Source organism: Bradyrhizobium sp. USDA 4503 (assembly GCF_054055815.1).
Map to the genome: position 1 here is coordinate 4,980,710 of NZ_JBSRXS010000001.1, position 15,950 is coordinate 4,996,659.

13 protein-coding genes and 1 pseudogene are annotated in these 15,950 nt (G+C 64.4%); 8 read left to right on the forward strand and 6 right to left on the reverse strand.

What is annotated here, in order from left to right; genetic code table 11:
* Nucleotides 1-60: 60 nt before the first annotated feature.
* The 4 genes and pseudogenes from ACVMIH_RS24010 (at nt 61) to ACVMIH_RS24025 (ending at nt 2,831) form a co-directional block, all read left to right on the forward strand.
* Complete coding sequence (locus tag ACVMIH_RS24010; RefSeq protein WP_316396594.1) at nt 61-1,119, forward strand: polysaccharide deacetylase family protein; 1,059 nt, start codon at nt 61-63, stop codon at nt 1,117-1,119.
* A gap of 169 nt (nt 1,120-1,288) precedes the next feature.
* The gene (locus tag ACVMIH_RS24015) at nt 1,289-2,089 is read left to right on the forward strand and encodes an SDR family NAD(P)-dependent oxidoreductase (RefSeq protein WP_456863538.1); all 801 of its coding nucleotides are present in this window, start codon (nt 1,289-1,291) and stop codon (nt 2,087-2,089) included.
* A 144-nt stretch (nt 2,090-2,233) separates the two neighbouring features.
* The gene (locus tag ACVMIH_RS24020) at nt 2,234-2,542 is read left to right on the forward strand and encodes a type II toxin-antitoxin system RelB/DinJ family antitoxin (protein ID WP_253588712.1); all 309 of its coding nucleotides are present in this window, start codon (nt 2,234-2,236) and stop codon (nt 2,540-2,542) included.
* A pseudogene (locus ACVMIH_RS24025) lies at nt 2,539-2,831 on the forward strand (type II toxin-antitoxin system RelE/ParE family toxin). The gene ACVMIH_RS24020 and the pseudogene ACVMIH_RS24025 overlap by 4 nt, the downstream one beginning before the upstream one ends.
* A 199-nt stretch (nt 2,832-3,030) precedes the next feature.
* Here ACVMIH_RS24025 and boxB read toward each other — a convergent pair.
* The 4 genes from boxB to ACVMIH_RS24045 all read right to left on the reverse strand — a co-directional run bounded on the left by boxB (nt 3,031) and on the right by ACVMIH_RS24045 (nt 8,860).
* Nucleotides 3,031-4,467, reverse strand: coding sequence for a benzoyl-CoA 2,3-epoxidase subunit BoxB (gene boxB / locus ACVMIH_RS24030; RefSeq protein WP_076831085.1), 1,437 nt, complete (start codon nt 4,465-4,467; stop codon nt 3,031-3,033).
* Nucleotides 4,468-4,488: 21 nt separating this feature from the next.
* Nucleotides 4,489-6,177 carry a 2,3-epoxybenzoyl-CoA dihydrolase gene (gene boxC / locus ACVMIH_RS24035; RefSeq protein WP_057019461.1) on the reverse strand — a complete coding sequence of 563 codons (1,689 nt, stop codon included), beginning with the start codon at nt 6,175-6,177 and terminating at the stop codon, nt 4,489-4,491.
* Nucleotides 6,178-6,353: 176 nt separating this feature from the next.
* Nucleotides 6,354-7,163, reverse strand: coding sequence for an alpha/beta fold hydrolase (locus ACVMIH_RS24040; RefSeq protein WP_456863540.1), 810 nt, complete (start codon nt 7,161-7,163; stop codon nt 6,354-6,356).
* A gap of 164 nt (nt 7,164-7,327) precedes the next feature.
* Nucleotides 7,328-8,860, reverse strand: coding sequence for a benzoate-CoA ligase family protein (locus tag ACVMIH_RS24045; protein WP_456855135.1), 1,533 nt, complete (start codon nt 8,858-8,860; stop codon nt 7,328-7,330).
* A gap of 80 nt (nt 8,861-8,940) precedes the next feature.
* Between ACVMIH_RS24045 and ACVMIH_RS24050 the strand changes: the two genes are divergently transcribed.
* The gene (locus ACVMIH_RS24050) at nt 8,941-9,933 is read left to right on the forward strand and encodes a helix-turn-helix transcriptional regulator (RefSeq protein ID WP_456782794.1); all 993 of its coding nucleotides are present in this window, start codon (nt 8,941-8,943) and stop codon (nt 9,931-9,933) included.
* A 142-nt stretch (nt 9,934-10,075) separates the two neighbouring features.
* On the opposite strand, the gene ACVMIH_RS24055 is transcribed toward ACVMIH_RS24050, so the two are convergent.
* Nucleotides 10,076-10,861, reverse strand: coding sequence for an IclR family transcriptional regulator domain-containing protein (locus tag ACVMIH_RS24055; protein WP_076831010.1), 786 nt, complete (start codon nt 10,859-10,861; stop codon nt 10,076-10,078).
* Between the two features lie 124 nt (nt 10,862-10,985).
* On the opposite strand from ACVMIH_RS24055, the gene ACVMIH_RS24060 reads away from it, so the two are divergent.
* Together ACVMIH_RS24060 and ACVMIH_RS24065 are read left to right on the forward strand one after the other, a co-directional pair.
* Nucleotides 10,986-12,344, forward strand: a complete 1,359-nt coding sequence (locus ACVMIH_RS24060; RefSeq protein ID WP_456863542.1) for an aromatic ring-hydroxylating dioxygenase subunit alpha — start codon at nt 10,986-10,988, stop codon at nt 12,342-12,344.
* 187 nt (nt 12,345-12,531) lie between these two features.
* Nucleotides 12,532-13,968, forward strand: coding sequence for a glutamine synthetase family protein (locus ACVMIH_RS24065; protein WP_310882343.1), 1,437 nt, complete (start codon nt 12,532-12,534; stop codon nt 13,966-13,968).
* Nucleotides 13,969-14,099: 131 nt separating this feature from the next.
* On the opposite strand, the gene ACVMIH_RS24070 is transcribed toward ACVMIH_RS24065, so the two are convergent.
* Nucleotides 14,100-15,197, reverse strand: a complete 1,098-nt coding sequence (locus tag ACVMIH_RS24070) for an enolase C-terminal domain-like protein (protein WP_456863545.1) — start codon at nt 15,195-15,197, stop codon at nt 14,100-14,102.
* A 121-nt stretch (nt 15,198-15,318) separates the two neighbouring features.
* On the opposite strand from ACVMIH_RS24070, the gene ACVMIH_RS24075 reads away from it, so the two are divergent.
* The gene (locus tag ACVMIH_RS24075) at nt 15,319-15,894 is read left to right on the forward strand and encodes a TetR/AcrR family transcriptional regulator (RefSeq protein ID WP_028340504.1); all 576 of its coding nucleotides are present in this window, start codon (nt 15,319-15,321) and stop codon (nt 15,892-15,894) included.
* Nucleotides 15,895-15,950 lie beyond the last annotated feature (56 nt).

Genomic DNA, 15,950 nt, shown 5'->3' on the forward strand with positions numbered 1-15,950 from the left:
TTCTTCAGTGGTCTTTCGCTAAGTTTGCCGCGGAATGCAAATCGGCCGGCCCGCGCCCTCATGAAACAACTCCGCAACACCGTGATCCGTGCCGGGATGGAGGCGTTGTATTTCTCGGGTGCGCATATCCTGCTGCGGCCGATCTTCGCCGGCGTCGGCGCCATCTTCATGCTGCACCACGTCCGTCCGCGGCGCGGCGACGCGTTCCAGCCGAACCATCATCTCGAGGTCACGCCGGACTTCCTGCGCGCGATGCTGACACATCTGCGCGCGCTCGACGTCGACGTGATCAGCATCGACGAGGCGCATCGCCGTCTCGCCGAACGGAATTTCGCACGGCGCTTCGCCTGCTTTACCTTCGATGACGGCTATCGCGACAACCGCGATTTCGCGCTGCCCGTGATGCGCGAGTTCGGCGCCCCGTTCACGGTCTATGTCGCGAGCGATTTCGCCGAGGGCTGCGGCAGATTGTGGTGGATCGCACTGGAGCGGGTGATCGCGGCGGCGTCCGCGATCGAGGTGCCGATCGACGGCACCATGACGCGGATCGACACCGCGACAGCGCAGGCCAAGCGGACTGCCTTCGGCCGCATCCACGACTGGCTGCGTTCACTGCCCGGCGAGCAGGCGATGCAGGCCGAGATATCCGCGCTGTGCGCCCGTCACGGGGTCGACGAGACCGGCATCGTGCGCGAGCTCTGCATGTCCTGGGACGAGTTGCGCGGCTTCGCCGAGGATCCGCTGGTGACGATCGGCGCGCACACCATCACCCATTGCAATCTCGCCAAGCAGAGCGAGACCATCGCATCGTTCGAGCTCGCGACCAGCCGGGCGCGGATCGAGGATGCGCTGCAGCGGCCGGCATTGCATCTCGCCTATCCCTATGGCGACCGGATCGCCGCCGGGCAGCGTGAATTCGCCCTCGCCCGGTCGATCGGCTTTCGGACCGCGGTGACGACGCGGCCGGGCATGCTGTTTCCCGAAAGCGCCGACCATCTGACCGCCTTGCAGCGGGTCTCGCTGAACGGCAATTACCAGGACGCGCGCCTGCTGCCGGTGCTGACATCAGGCGCCGCCACCGCAGTGTGGAACGGCTTTCGCCGCATCGACGCGGCGTAACCTACTCTTCGTAGCCCGGATGCAGCGAAGCGCAATCCGGGACAGTCGCATCCGCGGATAGCATTTTGCCGGATTTCGCTCCGCTGCATCCGGGCTACCGATCCCTTCCCTCTCCTTGACTCGCTCCCCGGGCGCGCCCAGAACCACTGGCAACGCAATGGAGGAGCGCATGTTCAAGGATCTGTTCTCGCTGAAGGGCCGCGTCGCATTGGTGACCGGGGGATCGCGCGGCATCGGCAAGATGATCGCGGCCGGCTTCCTCGCGCAGGGTGCCGCCAGGGTCTACATCACCGCACGCAAGGCAGGTCCCTGCGAGGCGACCGCGCAGGAGCTGTCCGCCGCCTATGACGGCGAATGCATCGCGCTGCCGATCGACATCTCGACCGTCGAGGGCTGCGACAAGCTCGCGGGCGAGATCATCAAGCGCGAGCCGAAGCTCGACATCCTCGTCAACAATGCCGGCGCGGCATGGGGCGCGGATTTCGACGAATTTCCGGAGAGCGGCTGGGACAAGGTGATGAACCTCAACGTCAAGTCGATCTTCTTCCTGACCAAGGCGCTGGCCAAGCCGCTGCGTGCGGCGGCGACGCACGACAAGCCAGGCAAGGTGATCAACATCGCCTCGATCGACGGCATCTTCGTCAACCCGATGGAGACCTATTCCTATGCCGCCAGCAAGGCGGCGGTGATCCATCTGACGCGCCGCATGGCGACCCGCCTGATCAAGGACAACATCAACGTCACCGCGATCGCACCGGGCGCCTTCAAGTCGGACATGAACCGCGCCGCGCGCGACCACGCCGACGAAGTCGCCAAGCGCGTGCCGGCGAAGCGCGTCGGTACCGACGAGGACATGGCGGGCACCGCGATCTACCTCGCCTCCCGCGCCGGCGACTATGTCGTGGGCAACACCATCGCGGTCGATGGCGGCGTGGTCTACGCGACCGCGGGGCTGGAGATCGCGGGCTAAGCAGCCGCGCGACCGACCTACGGCAACGGCTCCGCCGGAGGGCGGGGCCGTTTTCGTCGCTGGCTCACCTGCTTCCATAGGGCTGTGACACCTCTGGCGCTTGTCATTCAAATGCATTACATTGGATGAGTGAAGGAGATCGCTATGGCTTCGAATGCCCTGGTCCAAACCCGCATCGATGCGGACGTAAAGGAAAAGGCCACCGAGGTTCTGGAGAACATGGGTCTCACGGTATCCGACGCCGTGCGGATTCTGCTGACACGCACGGCCAATGAAGGAATGCTTCCACTGGAACTCGTGAGCAACAGCCAGGCTTACGACAGCTGGTTTCGCGAGAAGGTGCACCAGGCGTTGGCGGATGCCCGGCCCGGTCTCGATGATTCCGAGGTCGAAGCGCATTTCGCGCAACGCCGCGCCGCCGCGCTTCGAAAAGCGACAAGGCGTAAGCGGTGAAACTCGTCTGGTCGCGCTTCGCGTTATCCGATCGCGACGACATTTTCAGCTACATCGAGGCCGAGAATCCTCGCGCGGCGGTCCATGTTGACGAACAGATTGCCGATGCTGCGCGGCGCCTGCTCGACTTTCCTGTGGCCGGCCCGGGCGTGTTGCCGGCACGCGCGAGTTGGTCATCCCGCGCACACCTTATGTCACGGCGTACCTTGTTGACGGTGAGACTGTTCGCATCTTGCGCGTGCTTCACGGTGCGCAGATGTGGCCCGACGAACTTACAAATGACGATTGAGGCCGCGCCTCCGTACCGGCATCTGACCAAAAAGAAAGGGACGAGCCCCGGGACCTTTTCGGCTCGCCCCTTCCTGTTCTCTCCCTGCGGAAAGAAACTGTTAGGTCACGATGCGATTTTCGCATCATGACCTATCCGTTGTTTGAGCATGATCTCTTCGGTAACCGCTTCACACTTTTCCGGATCATGCTCGCGCCGATCAGCTCTCGATCCTCACATACTCGAAGTCGCCCGGCTTATTGTCGATGCCGACCTTGGGCGGCGAGATCCAGGAGGCGAACTGGCCGGGTTCGGTCACCGGTTTCATCAGCGAGGCGATGAAGTCGCCGTCCGCGGTCGACGGCAGCCAGTCGTTCTTGCGCTTGGCCCAGGTGGCGTCGTCGATCAAGAGGCCATCGGGCGTCGCATGGACGTCCTTGAACTCGCCGATCTGGCGGTGGAAGGCGGTGTTCGGCACCGCGAGCTTGTAGTCGATGCCGGCGGTCGAGATCACCTTGTTCCAGCGCAGCATGCCCTTGACGCAATCCTGCGTGTAGTCGTCGCGCAGCCGCATGTTGAGCGCGGTCAGCGCCGGCTCGTCGACCATCTTGATCTGGCCGTCCACCATCTTCATGACCGGATAGGTCGAGCTCTTGAGCTGGTGGTCGTCGTCGATCGTGGTCTCCTTGTAGCGGCCCTTGATGCCGGCGTTGAAGGCATTGGCCGCGTTGGTCGACACTTCCGAGCCGAACAGGTCGAGCGACAGCGAATAGTGCAGGTTCAGCTTCTTCTGGATGGTCGGCAGGTCGATCACGCCAAGCGCGCGGATCTTGGCGATGTCGTTCGGATCGGTGATGCCGGCTTCCTTCATCGCATCGCAGGTGCGCTGCACAACGCGGGTGATGCCGGTCTCGCCGACGAACATGTGGTGGGCTTCTTCTGTCAGCATGAAGCGGCAGGTGCGCGACAGCGGATCGAAGCCCGACTGCGCCAGCGAGTGCAGCTGCATCTTGCCGTCGCGGTCGGTGAAGTAGGTGAACATGAAGAACGACAGCCAGTCCGGCGTCGCCTCGTTGAAGGCCCCTAGCATGCGCGGAGAATCCGCGTCGCCCGAGCGGCGGCGCAACAAATCATCCGCCTCCTCGCGGCCGTCGCGGCCGAAATACTTCTGCAAGAGGTAGACCATCGCCCAGAGATGGCGGCCTTCCTCGACATTGACCTGGAACAGGTTGCGCATGTCGTAGAGCGAGGGCGCGGTCTTGCCGAGATGGCGCTGCTGCTCGACCGAGGCCGGCTCGGTGTCGCCCTGGATCACGATCAGGCGGCGCAGCATGGCGCGGTGCTCACCGGGGACTTCCTGCCAGGCCGGCTTGCCATAGTCCTCGCCGAACGGGATGACGCGGTTCTCTTCCTGCGGCGCGAGCAAGATGCCCCAGCGATATTCGGGCATCCGCACATAGTCGAACTTGGCCCAGCCGCGCGGATCGACCGAATAGGCGGTGCGCAGATAGACCAGCGATTCCTGGAAGCCGTCCGGACCCATGTCGCTCCACCAGTCCATGTAGCCGGGGTGCCAGCCTTCCAGCGCCTTGAGCACCTGGCGGTCCTCGGCGAGATTCACATTGTTCGGAATCTTGGTCGAGTAATCGACGTTCATGATGTTCATGGCCGTGCTCCCCTAAACTCGCGTCATGTCGAATTGCGCCTTCTGGCCGGTGCCGTAGCGGCGCAGCGCGCCGTCCTCACCGACCGCGTTCGGCCGCTGGAAGATCCAGTTCTGCCACGCCGTGAGGCGGGAGAAGATCTTCGATTCCATGGTCTCCGGGCCGACGAAGCGCAGATTGGCTTCCATGCCGGTGAGACCGTCGGGCGAGAACGAGGTGCGTTCCTCGAAGAACACGCGGACCTCGTCGTCCCAGTCGATGTCGTCGAGCGCGAAGGTGACGAGACCGAGCTCCTCGGCCTCCTCCGCGTCGAGCGCCTTGCCGATCGAGCCTTGCGCGCGCTCCAGATCCGACGGATCGGCCTGGAAGCGCGATTGCAGCCGGGTCAGGCCGTGGCTCATCGGATAGGGCCCGAAATTCATCGCCGTCAGCTCGATCGCCGGCGGCGGGCGGTTGTCGCCCTGCTTCTGGCCGATCAGCATGTAGGAGCGGTCGGCGGCGAACACGAGCTCGGCCAGCGTGCCGACGAAGCAGGAGCCGGGCTCGACCAGCGTCACCAGCGTGCGCGAGGTGACGTCGATGCGCTTGAGCACGCGCTTCCAGTAATGCCTGACCTCGTTGACCAGCCAGTGCGCCTTGTTGGCCTCCAGGAACGCATCATAGGACACGACATTGGCGCGGTCGCCATGGCTCTTGAACACCAGCATCGCGATCTCGAGCTCGTTGATGCGCAGATGCAGGATCGCGTCATCGAGCTCGCGGGCGACCTGCAGCGGCCAGAACGCAGCGCCCTGCGCGATCATGCCGTCGATGTCGGCGGGCGCCGTGGTTTCCGGCGCCTTGATCGAGATGGTGGCGATGCGCGCCGCGCGATCGATGTCGACGCTGACGAAGCCATAGCGGATGGCGCTGTCGTCGATGGTGCGCGTCAGCGGCGCCAGTGCGATGCCCTTGCCGGCGCCGTTGCGCTTCGACTTCGCGGCGAATTCCTTGACGCGCTCGGCCAGCTTGCCCTCGAGCTTGGAGTTCGGCGCGATCTCGTCGACCAGGCGCCAGGAAACGGCGCGCTTGCCCTTGATGCCTTCCTCGATGGTGCAGAAGAAATCGGCATGGTCGCGGCGCACCTTGCGCTTGTCGACGACGCGCGTGAGCCCGCCGGTGCCCGGCAGCACCGCGAGCAGCGGCACTTCCGGCAGCGCGACGGCGGCAGCGCCGTCGTCGGCCATCATGATGTGGTCGGTCGCGAGCGCCAGTTCATAGCCGCCGCCGGCCGCGGTACCGTTGACGACGGTGATGAAGCTCTGCCCGGAATTCTCGCTGGAGTCTTCCAGGCCGTTGCGGGTCTCGTTGGTGAATTTGCAGAAGTTGACCTTGTGGGCATGGGTCGAGCCCGCCAGCATGCGGATGTTGGCGCCGGCGCAGAACACCCGGTTCTTGCCCGAGCGCATCACCACCACCTTGACCTCGGGATGCTCGAAGCGCAGCCGCTGCACGGCGTCGGCAAGCTCGATGTCGACGCCGAGGTCATAGGAATTGAGCTTGAGCTGGTAGCCTTCGAACAGGCCGGCGTTCTCGTCGACGTCCATGGTCAGCGTCGCGACGTCGCCCGCAGCGTCGAGCTTCCAGTGCCGGTAGCGCGACGGGTCGGTCTGGAAGTCGATGTACTTCGCCCCGCCTGCAAGGACGCGCTCGTCACCAGCCATGGGCCACCCTTATCTGTTGTCTTGCTGTTGTTCGTTTGAAGGTTCGTCGTCGAGGTCTTCATGCACAATAATGCATGTTTTTGATCTGGTCTAGTTCAAAACGCAAAAACATGCATTTTGTTTCATGTTCGCGAAATTCACACGCTCGGCCAATGACCTGGCATCGGCACCAAAGGTCAGGCCGCCAGTGCCGGGTCGTCGCGCAGCGCCGCTTTAGCGAATTCGGCGACCGCCTCGAGCGTCACCGCGGGCGCCTCGCGATGCGGCGAATGGCCGGCACCATCGATGGCCGTGACATCGACCGGGCAGTAGCATTCCTCCTGGGCGATCTCGACCTGGCGCATGGTGCCGTACTGGTCGGCCGCGCCCTGCACGATCAGCACGGGCACGCGGATATAGGCGAGATAGTCGGAGATATCCCAGTCGCGGAATGCCGGATCGAGCCAGGCGCCGTTCCAGCCATAAAAGGCGTTGTCGACATCCTTGTGCCAGCGCGCCAGCTTCTCCTTCAGATTGGTGGTCTCATACGCCGTCTTGATCTCGGCGATCGACTTCACCGAAATGTCCTCGACGATGAAGTGCGGCGCCAGCAGCGCCAGGCCGTGCAGGCGATGGTCCTGATGCGCACCGGCATAGATCGCCGCGATCGACGCGCCGTCGGAATGACCGAGCAGCAAGCTGCGGCGGAAGCCGATCCGGTCGAGCAATTTCGGCAGCACGTCGAACGCCTCGCGATGCATGTAGTCGACCGGACGCGGCAGCTTCGCCGGCGACGAGGCGCCATAGCCTGATCGCGAATAGACGAATACGCCGGCGCCGGTCGCCGCCTGCAGCTTCTCGGGGAAGTCGCCCCACAGCCCGACGCAGCCGAGGCCTTCATGCAGCATCACGATGGTCGGCGCCGCGTCCGGCGAGGGACCGATCATGCGGTATTCGAGATCGGCGCCGTCGATGCTGAGGAAGCCGGAGGGTTTCAAGTTTGTCATGGTAGGCCTTCCTCATCGTCGTCCCGGCGAAAGCCGGGACCCATAACCACAGGCGTTAGTTGTTGCGCAAAGCTGTTGAACAGCGCCTCTCGAAACGAAGGCCGCGGCGTATGGGTCCCGGCTCCCGTGCGCAATTGCGCACTAGGCCGGGACGACGCGGGGAGCTAGTGCTCGTGTTCCCGCAATTTGAACCGCTGGATCTTTCCGGTCGCCGTCTTCGGCAGATTGTCGACCACATCGATCCAGCGCGGATATTTCCACGGGCCGATCTTCTGCTTGACGTGCTCCTTCAGCGCCTCGTGCAGGCCGGCGACTGAACTGTCGGGCCGCAGCACGACATACGCCTTCGGCTTGAGCAGCCCTTCCGGATCGGCCTCCGGCACGACCGCCGCCTCCAGCACCGCGGGATGGGTGATCAGCGCGCTCTCGACCTCGAACGGTGACACCCAGATGCCGGAGACCTTGAACATGTCGTCGGCGCGGCCGCAGAAGGTGTAGCGGCCGTCGGCATCGCGCGTGTATTTGTCGCCGGTGCGGGTCCAGGCGCCCTCGAAGGTGGCGCGGCTCTTGGCCCGTTGATTCCAGTAGCTCTCGCCGGCCGAGGGCGCATCGACCAAGAGTTCGCCGACCTCGCCGTCCGCGACGTCGGCGCCGATCTCGTTGACCAGCCGCACCTTGTAGCCGGGCACCGGACGGCCGGACGAGCCGTATTTGATGTCGCCGGGCGCATTCGACAAGAAGATGTGCAGCAGCTCGGTCGAGCCGACGCCGTCGAGGATGTCGACGCCGAACCGCGTCTTCCAGGCATTGCCGACCGACTCCGGCAGCGCCTCGCCGGCCGAGGTGCAGACGCGCAGGCGATTGCCGCCGGACTGCGCCTTGGTCGCCTCGTCGTTCAGCATCGCCGCGAACAGGGTCGGCACGCCGAAGAAGATGCTGGGGTGATATTTGTTCATCAGCGCGAACATCACCGCCGGCGTCGGCCGCTCGGAGTTCAACACCGTGGTGGCGCCGACCGACATCGGGAAGGTCAGCGCATTGCCGAGCCCGTAGGCGAAGAACAGCTTGGCCGCCGACAGGCCGACATCATCCTCGCGGATCCCGAGCACCTGCTTGGCGTAGGTCTCCGCGGTCGCCGCGAGATTGGAATGCAGATGGCGCACGCCCTTCGGCATGCCGGTCGAGCCCGACGAATAGAGCCAGAATGCCGGCTCGTCGGCATGGGTCGGCGCGGTGGCGAACACGTCGCTCTCGCGCGCGATCTCATCGGACAGCTTCTTGTGGCCATGCGCATCCTTGCCGGAGACCACCACATGCTCGAGGTCGGGCATCCGCGCGATGATGTCCTTCACGACCGGCAGCAGCGCTTCCGACACGAACAGCACGCGGGCGCGGCAATCACCGAGGATGTAGGCGTATTGCTCCGCGGTCAGCAGCGTGTTGAGCGGCACCGGCACCACGCCGGCGCGGATCGCGCCGAGGAACACGATCGGGAAATCGACCGTGTCCAGCATGATCATGGCGACCCGCTCTTCGCGGCGGACGCCGAGCTGGCGCAGCATGTTGCCGACGCGGCGGGTCTGCTGCTGCAACTGGCCATAGGTGATTTGCGACACCGTATCGTCGAACACGACCTTGTCGCCGCGGCCTTCATCGACGTTGCGGTCGAGCAGCCAGGAGACCGCGTTGTAAGTCATGCTCCGCTCCTCGGACCCGGACGTGCCACGCTTCCCTCTCCTGTGAATTTAAGAATTATAATTCATACAAAGCCACCACGTTGGCTTGCTGTCAATCCTTATCGGCACTATGTTTCCTAGAACCTCGGTCTGATTCAGTCAGGACCGCGCGTCGCACAGGGATCATGACCGCAGCCAACGACCCGGAAACCGACTTCCTTGAACAGCTCGGCCAGCGCGTGCGCACGATGCGCGCCCTGCGCGGCATGTCGCGCAAGGTGCTCGCCAAGGTTTCCGGCATTTCCGAACGCTACATCGCCCAGCTCGAAAGCGGCAAAGGCAATGTCTCGATCGTGCTGCTGCGCCGTGTCGCAGGCGCGATGGGTGCGCATCTCGAGGACCTGATCCCCTCCAGCGAGCCCGTGCCGGACTGGGCCGTGATCCGCGACCTGCTGCGCAAGGCGTCGCCGAACCAGATCGCGCAGGCCAAGGACATGCTCGCCGGCAGCAGCCCGTTGGCGCCGCGGCGCGCCTCGTTCTCCGGCATTGCGCTGATCGGCCTGCGCGGCGCCGGCAAGACCACGCTCGGCCGGATGCTGGCGAGGAAGATCGGCTGGAGCTTTGTCGAGCTCAACAAGGAGATCGAGGCGCAGAACGGCCTCTCGGTCGCCGAGATCATCGCGCTGTACGGCCAGGAAGGCTTCCGCCGCATGGAGCAGGCCGCGCTGACGCAGCTGTTGGCGCGCAAGGAATTGATGGTGCTGGCGACCGGCGGCGGCATCGTCTCCGAGGCGCTGACCTTCGATTTGATCCTGTCGTCGTTCTACACGATCTGGCTGAAGGCCGAGCCGGAGGAGCACATGGCGCGCGTGCGCCGCCAAGGCGATCTGCGCCCGATGGCCGACGACCGCTCGGCGATGGCGGAATTGCGCAACATCCTGGTCAGCCGCGAGCCGCTCTACGCCCGCGCATCGGCGGTGGTCGACACCGCCGGCCTCTCGGTCGACGCCGCCGCCGCGCGGCTGATCGATTCCGTGCGGCCGGTACTGCAGAACGAGGCGCGCTCGTTCGGTCTGCGCAGCGTGGCGCTGTAATCTCACAGCACAAAAAGAAACACTACCCCCGTCATTGCGAGCGAAGCGAAGCAATCCATCTCTCCGCGCGCGTGGATGCATGGATTGCTTCGTCGCTATCGCTCCTCGCAATGACGAAAATCGTCAGCGAAGTTGGACTACCTTAGAGCAGCCGGCTCTTCACATCATCAGCACCATCCCGCAGCAGCGGCAGGAAGCGGTCGATCAATTCCTGCATCGGTACGCGATCGACATGCGCGCCCATGTTGATCGCGGCGACGATGGTGCCGTCGTAGCGGCGCACCGGCACCGAGATGGAGCGGAAATGCGGCTCGGCCTCGCGGTCGACCAGTGAATAACCCTGCGCGCGATCGGCGATGATGGTGGCGAGCAGCCTCTTCGGATCGGTCGTGGTCTGCGGCGTCACCGGATCGCGGCGCATCGCCTTCAGCCGCGTCGCGAGTTCGGCATCAGTGAGCCGGCCGAGCATCGCGCGACCGACCGAGGTGCAGAACGCTGGCAGCCGGTAGCCGATGTCGAGACCGGCGGAGAACACGCGCGTCGGGCTCGAGCGCGCCACGAACACGACGTCGTCGCCGTCGAGCAAGGCGAGCGAGGCGATCTCCTGCGCTGCCGTCGCGATGCGGTCGAGCACCGGTTGCAGCACCGTCACCACCTGGTTGGATTGCAGGAACGAGCCCGCCAGCGTCAGCACATGCGGCGTCAGCGTGAACAGCTTGCCGTCGGTGGCAACGAAGCCGCCATGCGCGAGCGTGAACAGGATGCGGCGCGCGGTGGCGCGCGGCAGATCGGCGGCACGCGCCAGATCACTCAGCGTTGCCGGGCCGGACACGGTGCCGAACACCTGCAGCAGGCGCAGGCCGCGATCGAGCGCTTCGACGAAGTCGGTGGCGCGCTCGTCCTGATCGGTCCGCTTCTGCTTGGGCATGGCGTTTCAGATTGGGGCTCGGCTTTGAACGGTTCAAAAATTGCGCTTGCTGTCCAAAACAGACATGGCATAATTCGCACATTCGTTCAATAGGCGAACAAATCCAAATCCGGGAGATGCCGCCATGATGAGCCAGGAAGCGAACGATCTGATCACCCGCACCGGGCGCAAGGACCCGTGCGGCAAGCTGATGCGGAGCTACTGGCAGCCGGCGGCGCTGGTCGACGAGCTGGAAGGACCGCGCCCGGTTCGGCCGGTGCGGCTGCTTGGCGAAAACCTGGTGTTGTTCCGCGGCGAGGACGGAAGCTACGGGCTGATCGATCGCCACTGCGCGCATCGCGGCGCCGATCTCGCCTTCGGCCGGCTCGAGAATGGCGGGCTGCGCTGCGCCTTCCACGGCTGGCTGTTCGACACATCAGGCCAATGCATCGAGACGCCGGCGGAGCCAGCCGGCTCGCAGCTCTGCAAGGGCATCAGGCAGCGCTCCTATTCGGTAGTCGAGAAGAGCGGCATCCTGTGGGCCTGGCTCGGCGAAGGCGCCCCGCCCGCCTTTCCGGAGCTCGACTGCTTCGTTGCGCCCGGAAGCCATACGTTTGCGTTCAAGGGCCACATGAACTGCAACTGGCTGCAGGCGCTCGAGGTCGGCATCGATCCGGCGCACGCCTCCTTTCTGCATCGCTTCTTCGAGGACGAGGACACCTCGGCGGCTTACGGCAAGCAGTTCCGCGGCGCCTCGGCCGGCAGCGACATGCCGATGACCAAGATCCTGCGCGAATATGACCGGCCGATCATCAATGTCGAGCACACCGAATATGGCCTGCGCCTGATTGCGCTGCGCGAGCTCGACGCGGAGCGCACCCATGTGCGCGTCACCAACCAGCTGTTCCCGCACGGCTTCGTCATCCCGATGTCGACTGAGATGACGATCACACAGTGGCACGTGCCGGTCGACGACGAGAACTGCTACTGGTACGCGATCTTCACCAGCTATGCGGCGCCGGTCGACAAGCAGAAGATGCGCGACCAGCGGCTCGAGCTCTATACGCTGCCGGACTACAAGTCGCGCAAGAACAAGAGCAACGATTACGGCTTCGATCCGCACGAGCAGGCGACCGAGACCTATACCGGCATGGGCACCGACATCAATGTCCACGACCAGTGGGCAGTGGAGTCGATGGGGGCGATTCAGGACCGCACCAACGAGCATCTCGGCCAGAGCGACAAGGCGATCGTGCAGTACCGCCGCCTGCTGCGGCAGGAGATCGAGAAGGTCTCCGGCGGCGAGAAGCCGATGCTGTTCCTCGACGACGCCTCCGCGCGCAGTATCCAGGGCCCGGCCACGATGGACGGCATCGGCCCGACCCAGGGCTGGGAGCTCTACTGGATGGAAGTCGACGTCAAGCGCCGCCGCGGCGCACCATGGGCAGCTCCCGTGCCGCGCGAGATCGCCGGCAAGGTGCATCATCTGACGGCGGCGGAGTGAAGATGGTATCAATGGCTCCGCATTGTATCCTTCACCTCGCCCCGCTTGCGGGGAGAGGTCGGATCGCGTTAGCGATTCGGGTGAGGGGGTACAGGTCTATCGGCATATCGAGTCGGCGGAGAGAGCCCCTCACCCCGACCCTCTCCCCGCGAAGAGCGGGGCGAGGGAGAAGTGAAGGAGTGACGCGGTGAGCTTCGTCGAGCGTCACGGCCTGTGGTCGGATGAGCAGAAGGAGGCCGCACAACGCCTCCGCCGCATCGTCGAGGAGAAGAACCTCGAAGTCATCCGCCTGTCGTTCCCCGACCAGCACGGCATCCTGCGCGGCAAGACGCTGATCGCCGGCGAAGCGGTGCGCTCGCTGGAAAGCGGCTGCTCCATCACCACGACGATGCTCGCCAAGGACACCTCGCACAAGACGGTGTTTCCGGTGTTCACATCAGGCGGCGGCTTCGGCATGAAGGAGATGGAAGGCGCGGCCGACGTGCTGATGGTCGCCGACCCCACCACCTTCCGCGTGCTGCCTTGGGCGCAAAACACCGGCTGGCTGCTCTGCGACCTCTATTTCAGCGACGGCCGGCCGGTGCCGTTCGCGACCCGCAACCTCTATCGCAAGGTGCTCGATCAGCTCGCCGGCCGCGGCTACGATTTCGTCGCCGGCCTCGAGGTCGAATTCCACCTGTTCAAGCTCGACGACGCCCACATGGCGCCGGAGGATGCCGGCCAGCCCGGACGGCCGCCGTCGGTCAGCCTGCTATCGCACGGCTATCAATACCTCACCGAGCAGCGCTACGACCTGATGGAGCCGGCGCTCGAGATCATCCGCCGCGACATCATCGCGCTCGACCTGCCGTTGCGCTCGGTCGAGGTCGAATTCGGTCCGAGCCAGTGCGAATTCACTTTCGCACCGACTGTCGGTCTTGCGCCGGCCGACACCATGGTACTGTTTCGTTCGGCAGTGAAGCAGATCGCGCGCCGCCACGGCTATCACGCGACCTTCATGTGCCGGCCGAAACTGCCGAACGTGTTCGCGAGCGGCTGGCACCTGCACCAGTCGCTGGTGTCGCGCGCCAATGGCGAGAACGTCTTCATGGCCAAGGAGACCGGCGAGCCGCTCAGTGCGCTCGGCCGCGGCTGGCTCGCCGGCCTGATCGAGCACGCCCGGGCCTCGACCGTGTTCACGACGCCGACCATCAACGGCTACAAGCGCTACCGCTCCTATTCGCTGGCGCCGGACCGCGCGATCTGGGGCCGCGACAACCGCGGCGTGATGATCCGCGTGCTCGGCGGCGCCGGCGATCCGGCAACCCGGCTGGAGAACCGGATCGGCGAACCAGCCGCCAATCCCTATCTCTACATGGCAAGCCAGATCCTCTCCGGCCTCGACGGCGTCGACCGCAAGCTCGACCCCGGCCCGTCGGCCGACACGCCCTACGAGGCCAAGGCCGCGCTGCTGCCGAAGTCGCTGCGCGAGGCCGTGTTCGCGCTCAACGACGATCCGTTCTTCCGTCAGGCGCTGGGGCCGGAGTTCGTGGACTATTACGTCTTCATCAAGAACGCGGAGATCGAACGCTTCCAGGCCGAGGTGTCGGACTGGGAGCACCGCGAATATTTCGAGATGTTTTGACGGAAGCGTCGGCGTAGGCGCTCCGCCGCTCTAGAGCATGATCCGGAAAAGTGTGAAGCGATTTTCCGCAAAGATCATGCTCAAACAAAGAGCTAAAGCGCGATGACGATTCAACCCAATCTCATCGCGCTTTAGACGCTTGCAAGGTGAGCCGCGACGGCCGCTTCGTTCCATTCCAGACCGACACCAGGCGTGTCGGGAATATGCAAAAGACCATCCTTGATTTCATACGGCCGTTCGAGAATCGGATCGGCCCAGTCCTGCCATTCCAACCAGTGAGCGGTCTCGGTTGCGCGCATGACGTGAGCGGCGACTTCCGGATAAAGATGCGTTGAGATGGGGATACCCGCGGCGCCGGCGATCGCAGCCGCCCGCATCCAGCCCGTCACTCCGCCGATACGCATGAAATCCGGCATCACCAGGTCGCAGGCCTTTCTCGCGATCGCCTTATGCATCTCCCTCGGACCATAGAAGTTCTCGCCGATCTGGATCGGCGTCTTCAGCTCCGCCGCCAGTCGGGCGTGTCCGTCGAGATTGTCATAGACGACGGGCTCTTCGATCCAGTCGAGGCCATAATCATCGATCGCATGGCACCGCTCGATGGCTTCGGCGAGATTTAGCCCCTGGTTGTAGTCCACCATCAAATGCATCCGATCCCCGACTGCTTTTCGAACGGCGTCGAGGGTCGTCAGATCCTCGCGCGGATCGCTTCTGCCGAGGCGCAATTTCAGGGCTGAGAACCCTCCTTCGTCGCGCAATTCCAAAGCCTCGGCCGCGACGGCGGCCGGCTCCTTCAGCCAAAGGCCGTTGCTATTGTAGGATCTCACGGCGCCGACCGTCGCCCCCAACAGCACGCACAGCGGCTTGTTTGCGGCTTTCGCCAACGCGTCCCACGCGGCCATGTCGAGGCCCGACGCCGCGATCATCGACAATCCCTCATAGCCGACAAAGTGAAGCGATTTGCGCGCCGCCTCGAACAACTCGACGGGCGCCACGCTCCGACCTCTGAGCAATTCGCCGAGATCATGCAACGCCGGAACCAGATATCGCAGCGATTTCACGATGTAAGGCTCGAGATAGCTTCGCCCGACAATGCCCTCCTCCGTCACCAGATCGATGAGGACGAGCGGCCACTCCGATATCGTGACAATGCGCGCGACCACGGGCCGCTTCAGCTTGAGCACCACCGGACGAGCTTTGATTTCCCTGAGCGTCAACGAATCGGGCATGGCAATGGCTTTCGCAGCGCGAGGAAGCTGGCTGGCGCGGGCCGAAAAATCCCGGAAGCCATTCCAATTGGTTTTTCAACCGATGTAAATTCACTACCCGGTATATTTAAGAGGTGACTGCATGGCGCGATCTGCAGAACCGACACGGCGGCGCATCCTTGCTGCCGCATACGTCCTGTTTCGACAGCGCGGATATAGCCGCGTAAGCATGGACGAAATCGCATCGGCGACGAGGGTGACGAAGCGCACGCTCTACAATCATTTTCAAAGCAAGGATCAGCTGCTCGCCTTCGTGCTCGAAGCTCAGAACGAACTGGCCCTGGCCGCGTTCGCGACGTTCGGCGACAAGCTGTCCGGCTCGCCGGCGGCGATCATCGACGGCCTGTTCCGCGACCTCGCGGTCTGGGCGGATAGGCCGCGATGGGCCGGCTCGGGATTCACCAGGCTGGTCATCGAGCTGGCCGATCTCCCCGGCCATCCCGCACGCGCAATTGCGCGCCGGCACAAGGCCTTGCTCGAAACCCATCTCGGCGCGCTGCTGAAGCGCGCCGGCGTCCGCGAGGCTGACCGCCGCGCACGCGAGATCTGGCTGCTGTCCGAGGGCGCGATCTCCCTGATGCTGGTGCATGGCGATCGCGCCTATGCCGCAGCAGCGGCCGACGCAGCGAAACGACTGCTGCGAGGCTCTTCACGATAAGCCGCGGCAGCCCGCCTCTCTGATCCGTCATCCTGAGAGTCTGAGGAGCGCGTAGC

Excerpts from the sequence above, each read along its gene's own strand:
- ACVMIH_RS24010 (WP_316396594.1), top strand. The coding sequence starts at position 61 with ATGAAACAACTCCGCAACACCGTGATCCGTGCCGGGATGGAGGCGTTG.
- ACVMIH_RS24015 (WP_456863538.1), top strand. The coding sequence starts at position 1,289 with ATGTTCAAGGATCTGTTCTCGCTGAAGGGCCGCGTCGCATTGGTGACC.
- ACVMIH_RS24020 (WP_253588712.1), top strand. The coding sequence starts at position 2,234 with ATGGCTTCGAATGCCCTGGTCCAAACCCGCATCGATGCGGACGTAAAG.
- boxB (WP_076831085.1), bottom strand. The coding sequence starts at position 4,467 with ATGAACGTCGATTACTCGACCAAGATTCCGAACAATGTGAATCTCGCC.
- boxC (WP_057019461.1), bottom strand. The coding sequence starts at position 6,177 with ATGGCTGGTGACGAGCGCGTCCTTGCAGGCGGGGCGAAGTACATCGAC.
- ACVMIH_RS24040 (WP_456863540.1), bottom strand. The coding sequence starts at position 7,163 with ATGACAAACTTGAAACCCTCCGGCTTCCTCAGCATCGACGGCGCCGAT.
- ACVMIH_RS24045 (WP_456855135.1), bottom strand. The coding sequence starts at position 8,860 with ATGACTTACAACGCGGTCTCCTGGCTGCTCGACCGCAACGTCGATGAA.
- ACVMIH_RS24055 (WP_076831010.1), bottom strand. The coding sequence starts at position 10,861 with ATGCCCAAGCAGAAGCGGACCGATCAGGACGAGCGCGCCACCGACTTC.
- ACVMIH_RS24060 (WP_456863542.1), top strand. The coding sequence starts at position 10,986 with ATGATGAGCCAGGAAGCGAACGATCTGATCACCCGCACCGGGCGCAAG.
- ACVMIH_RS24070 (WP_456863545.1), bottom strand. The coding sequence starts at position 15,197 with ATGCCCGATTCGTTGACGCTCAGGGAAATCAAAGCTCGTCCGGTGGTG.
- ACVMIH_RS24075 (WP_028340504.1), top strand. The coding sequence starts at position 15,319 with ATGGCGCGATCTGCAGAACCGACACGGCGGCGCATCCTTGCTGCCGCA.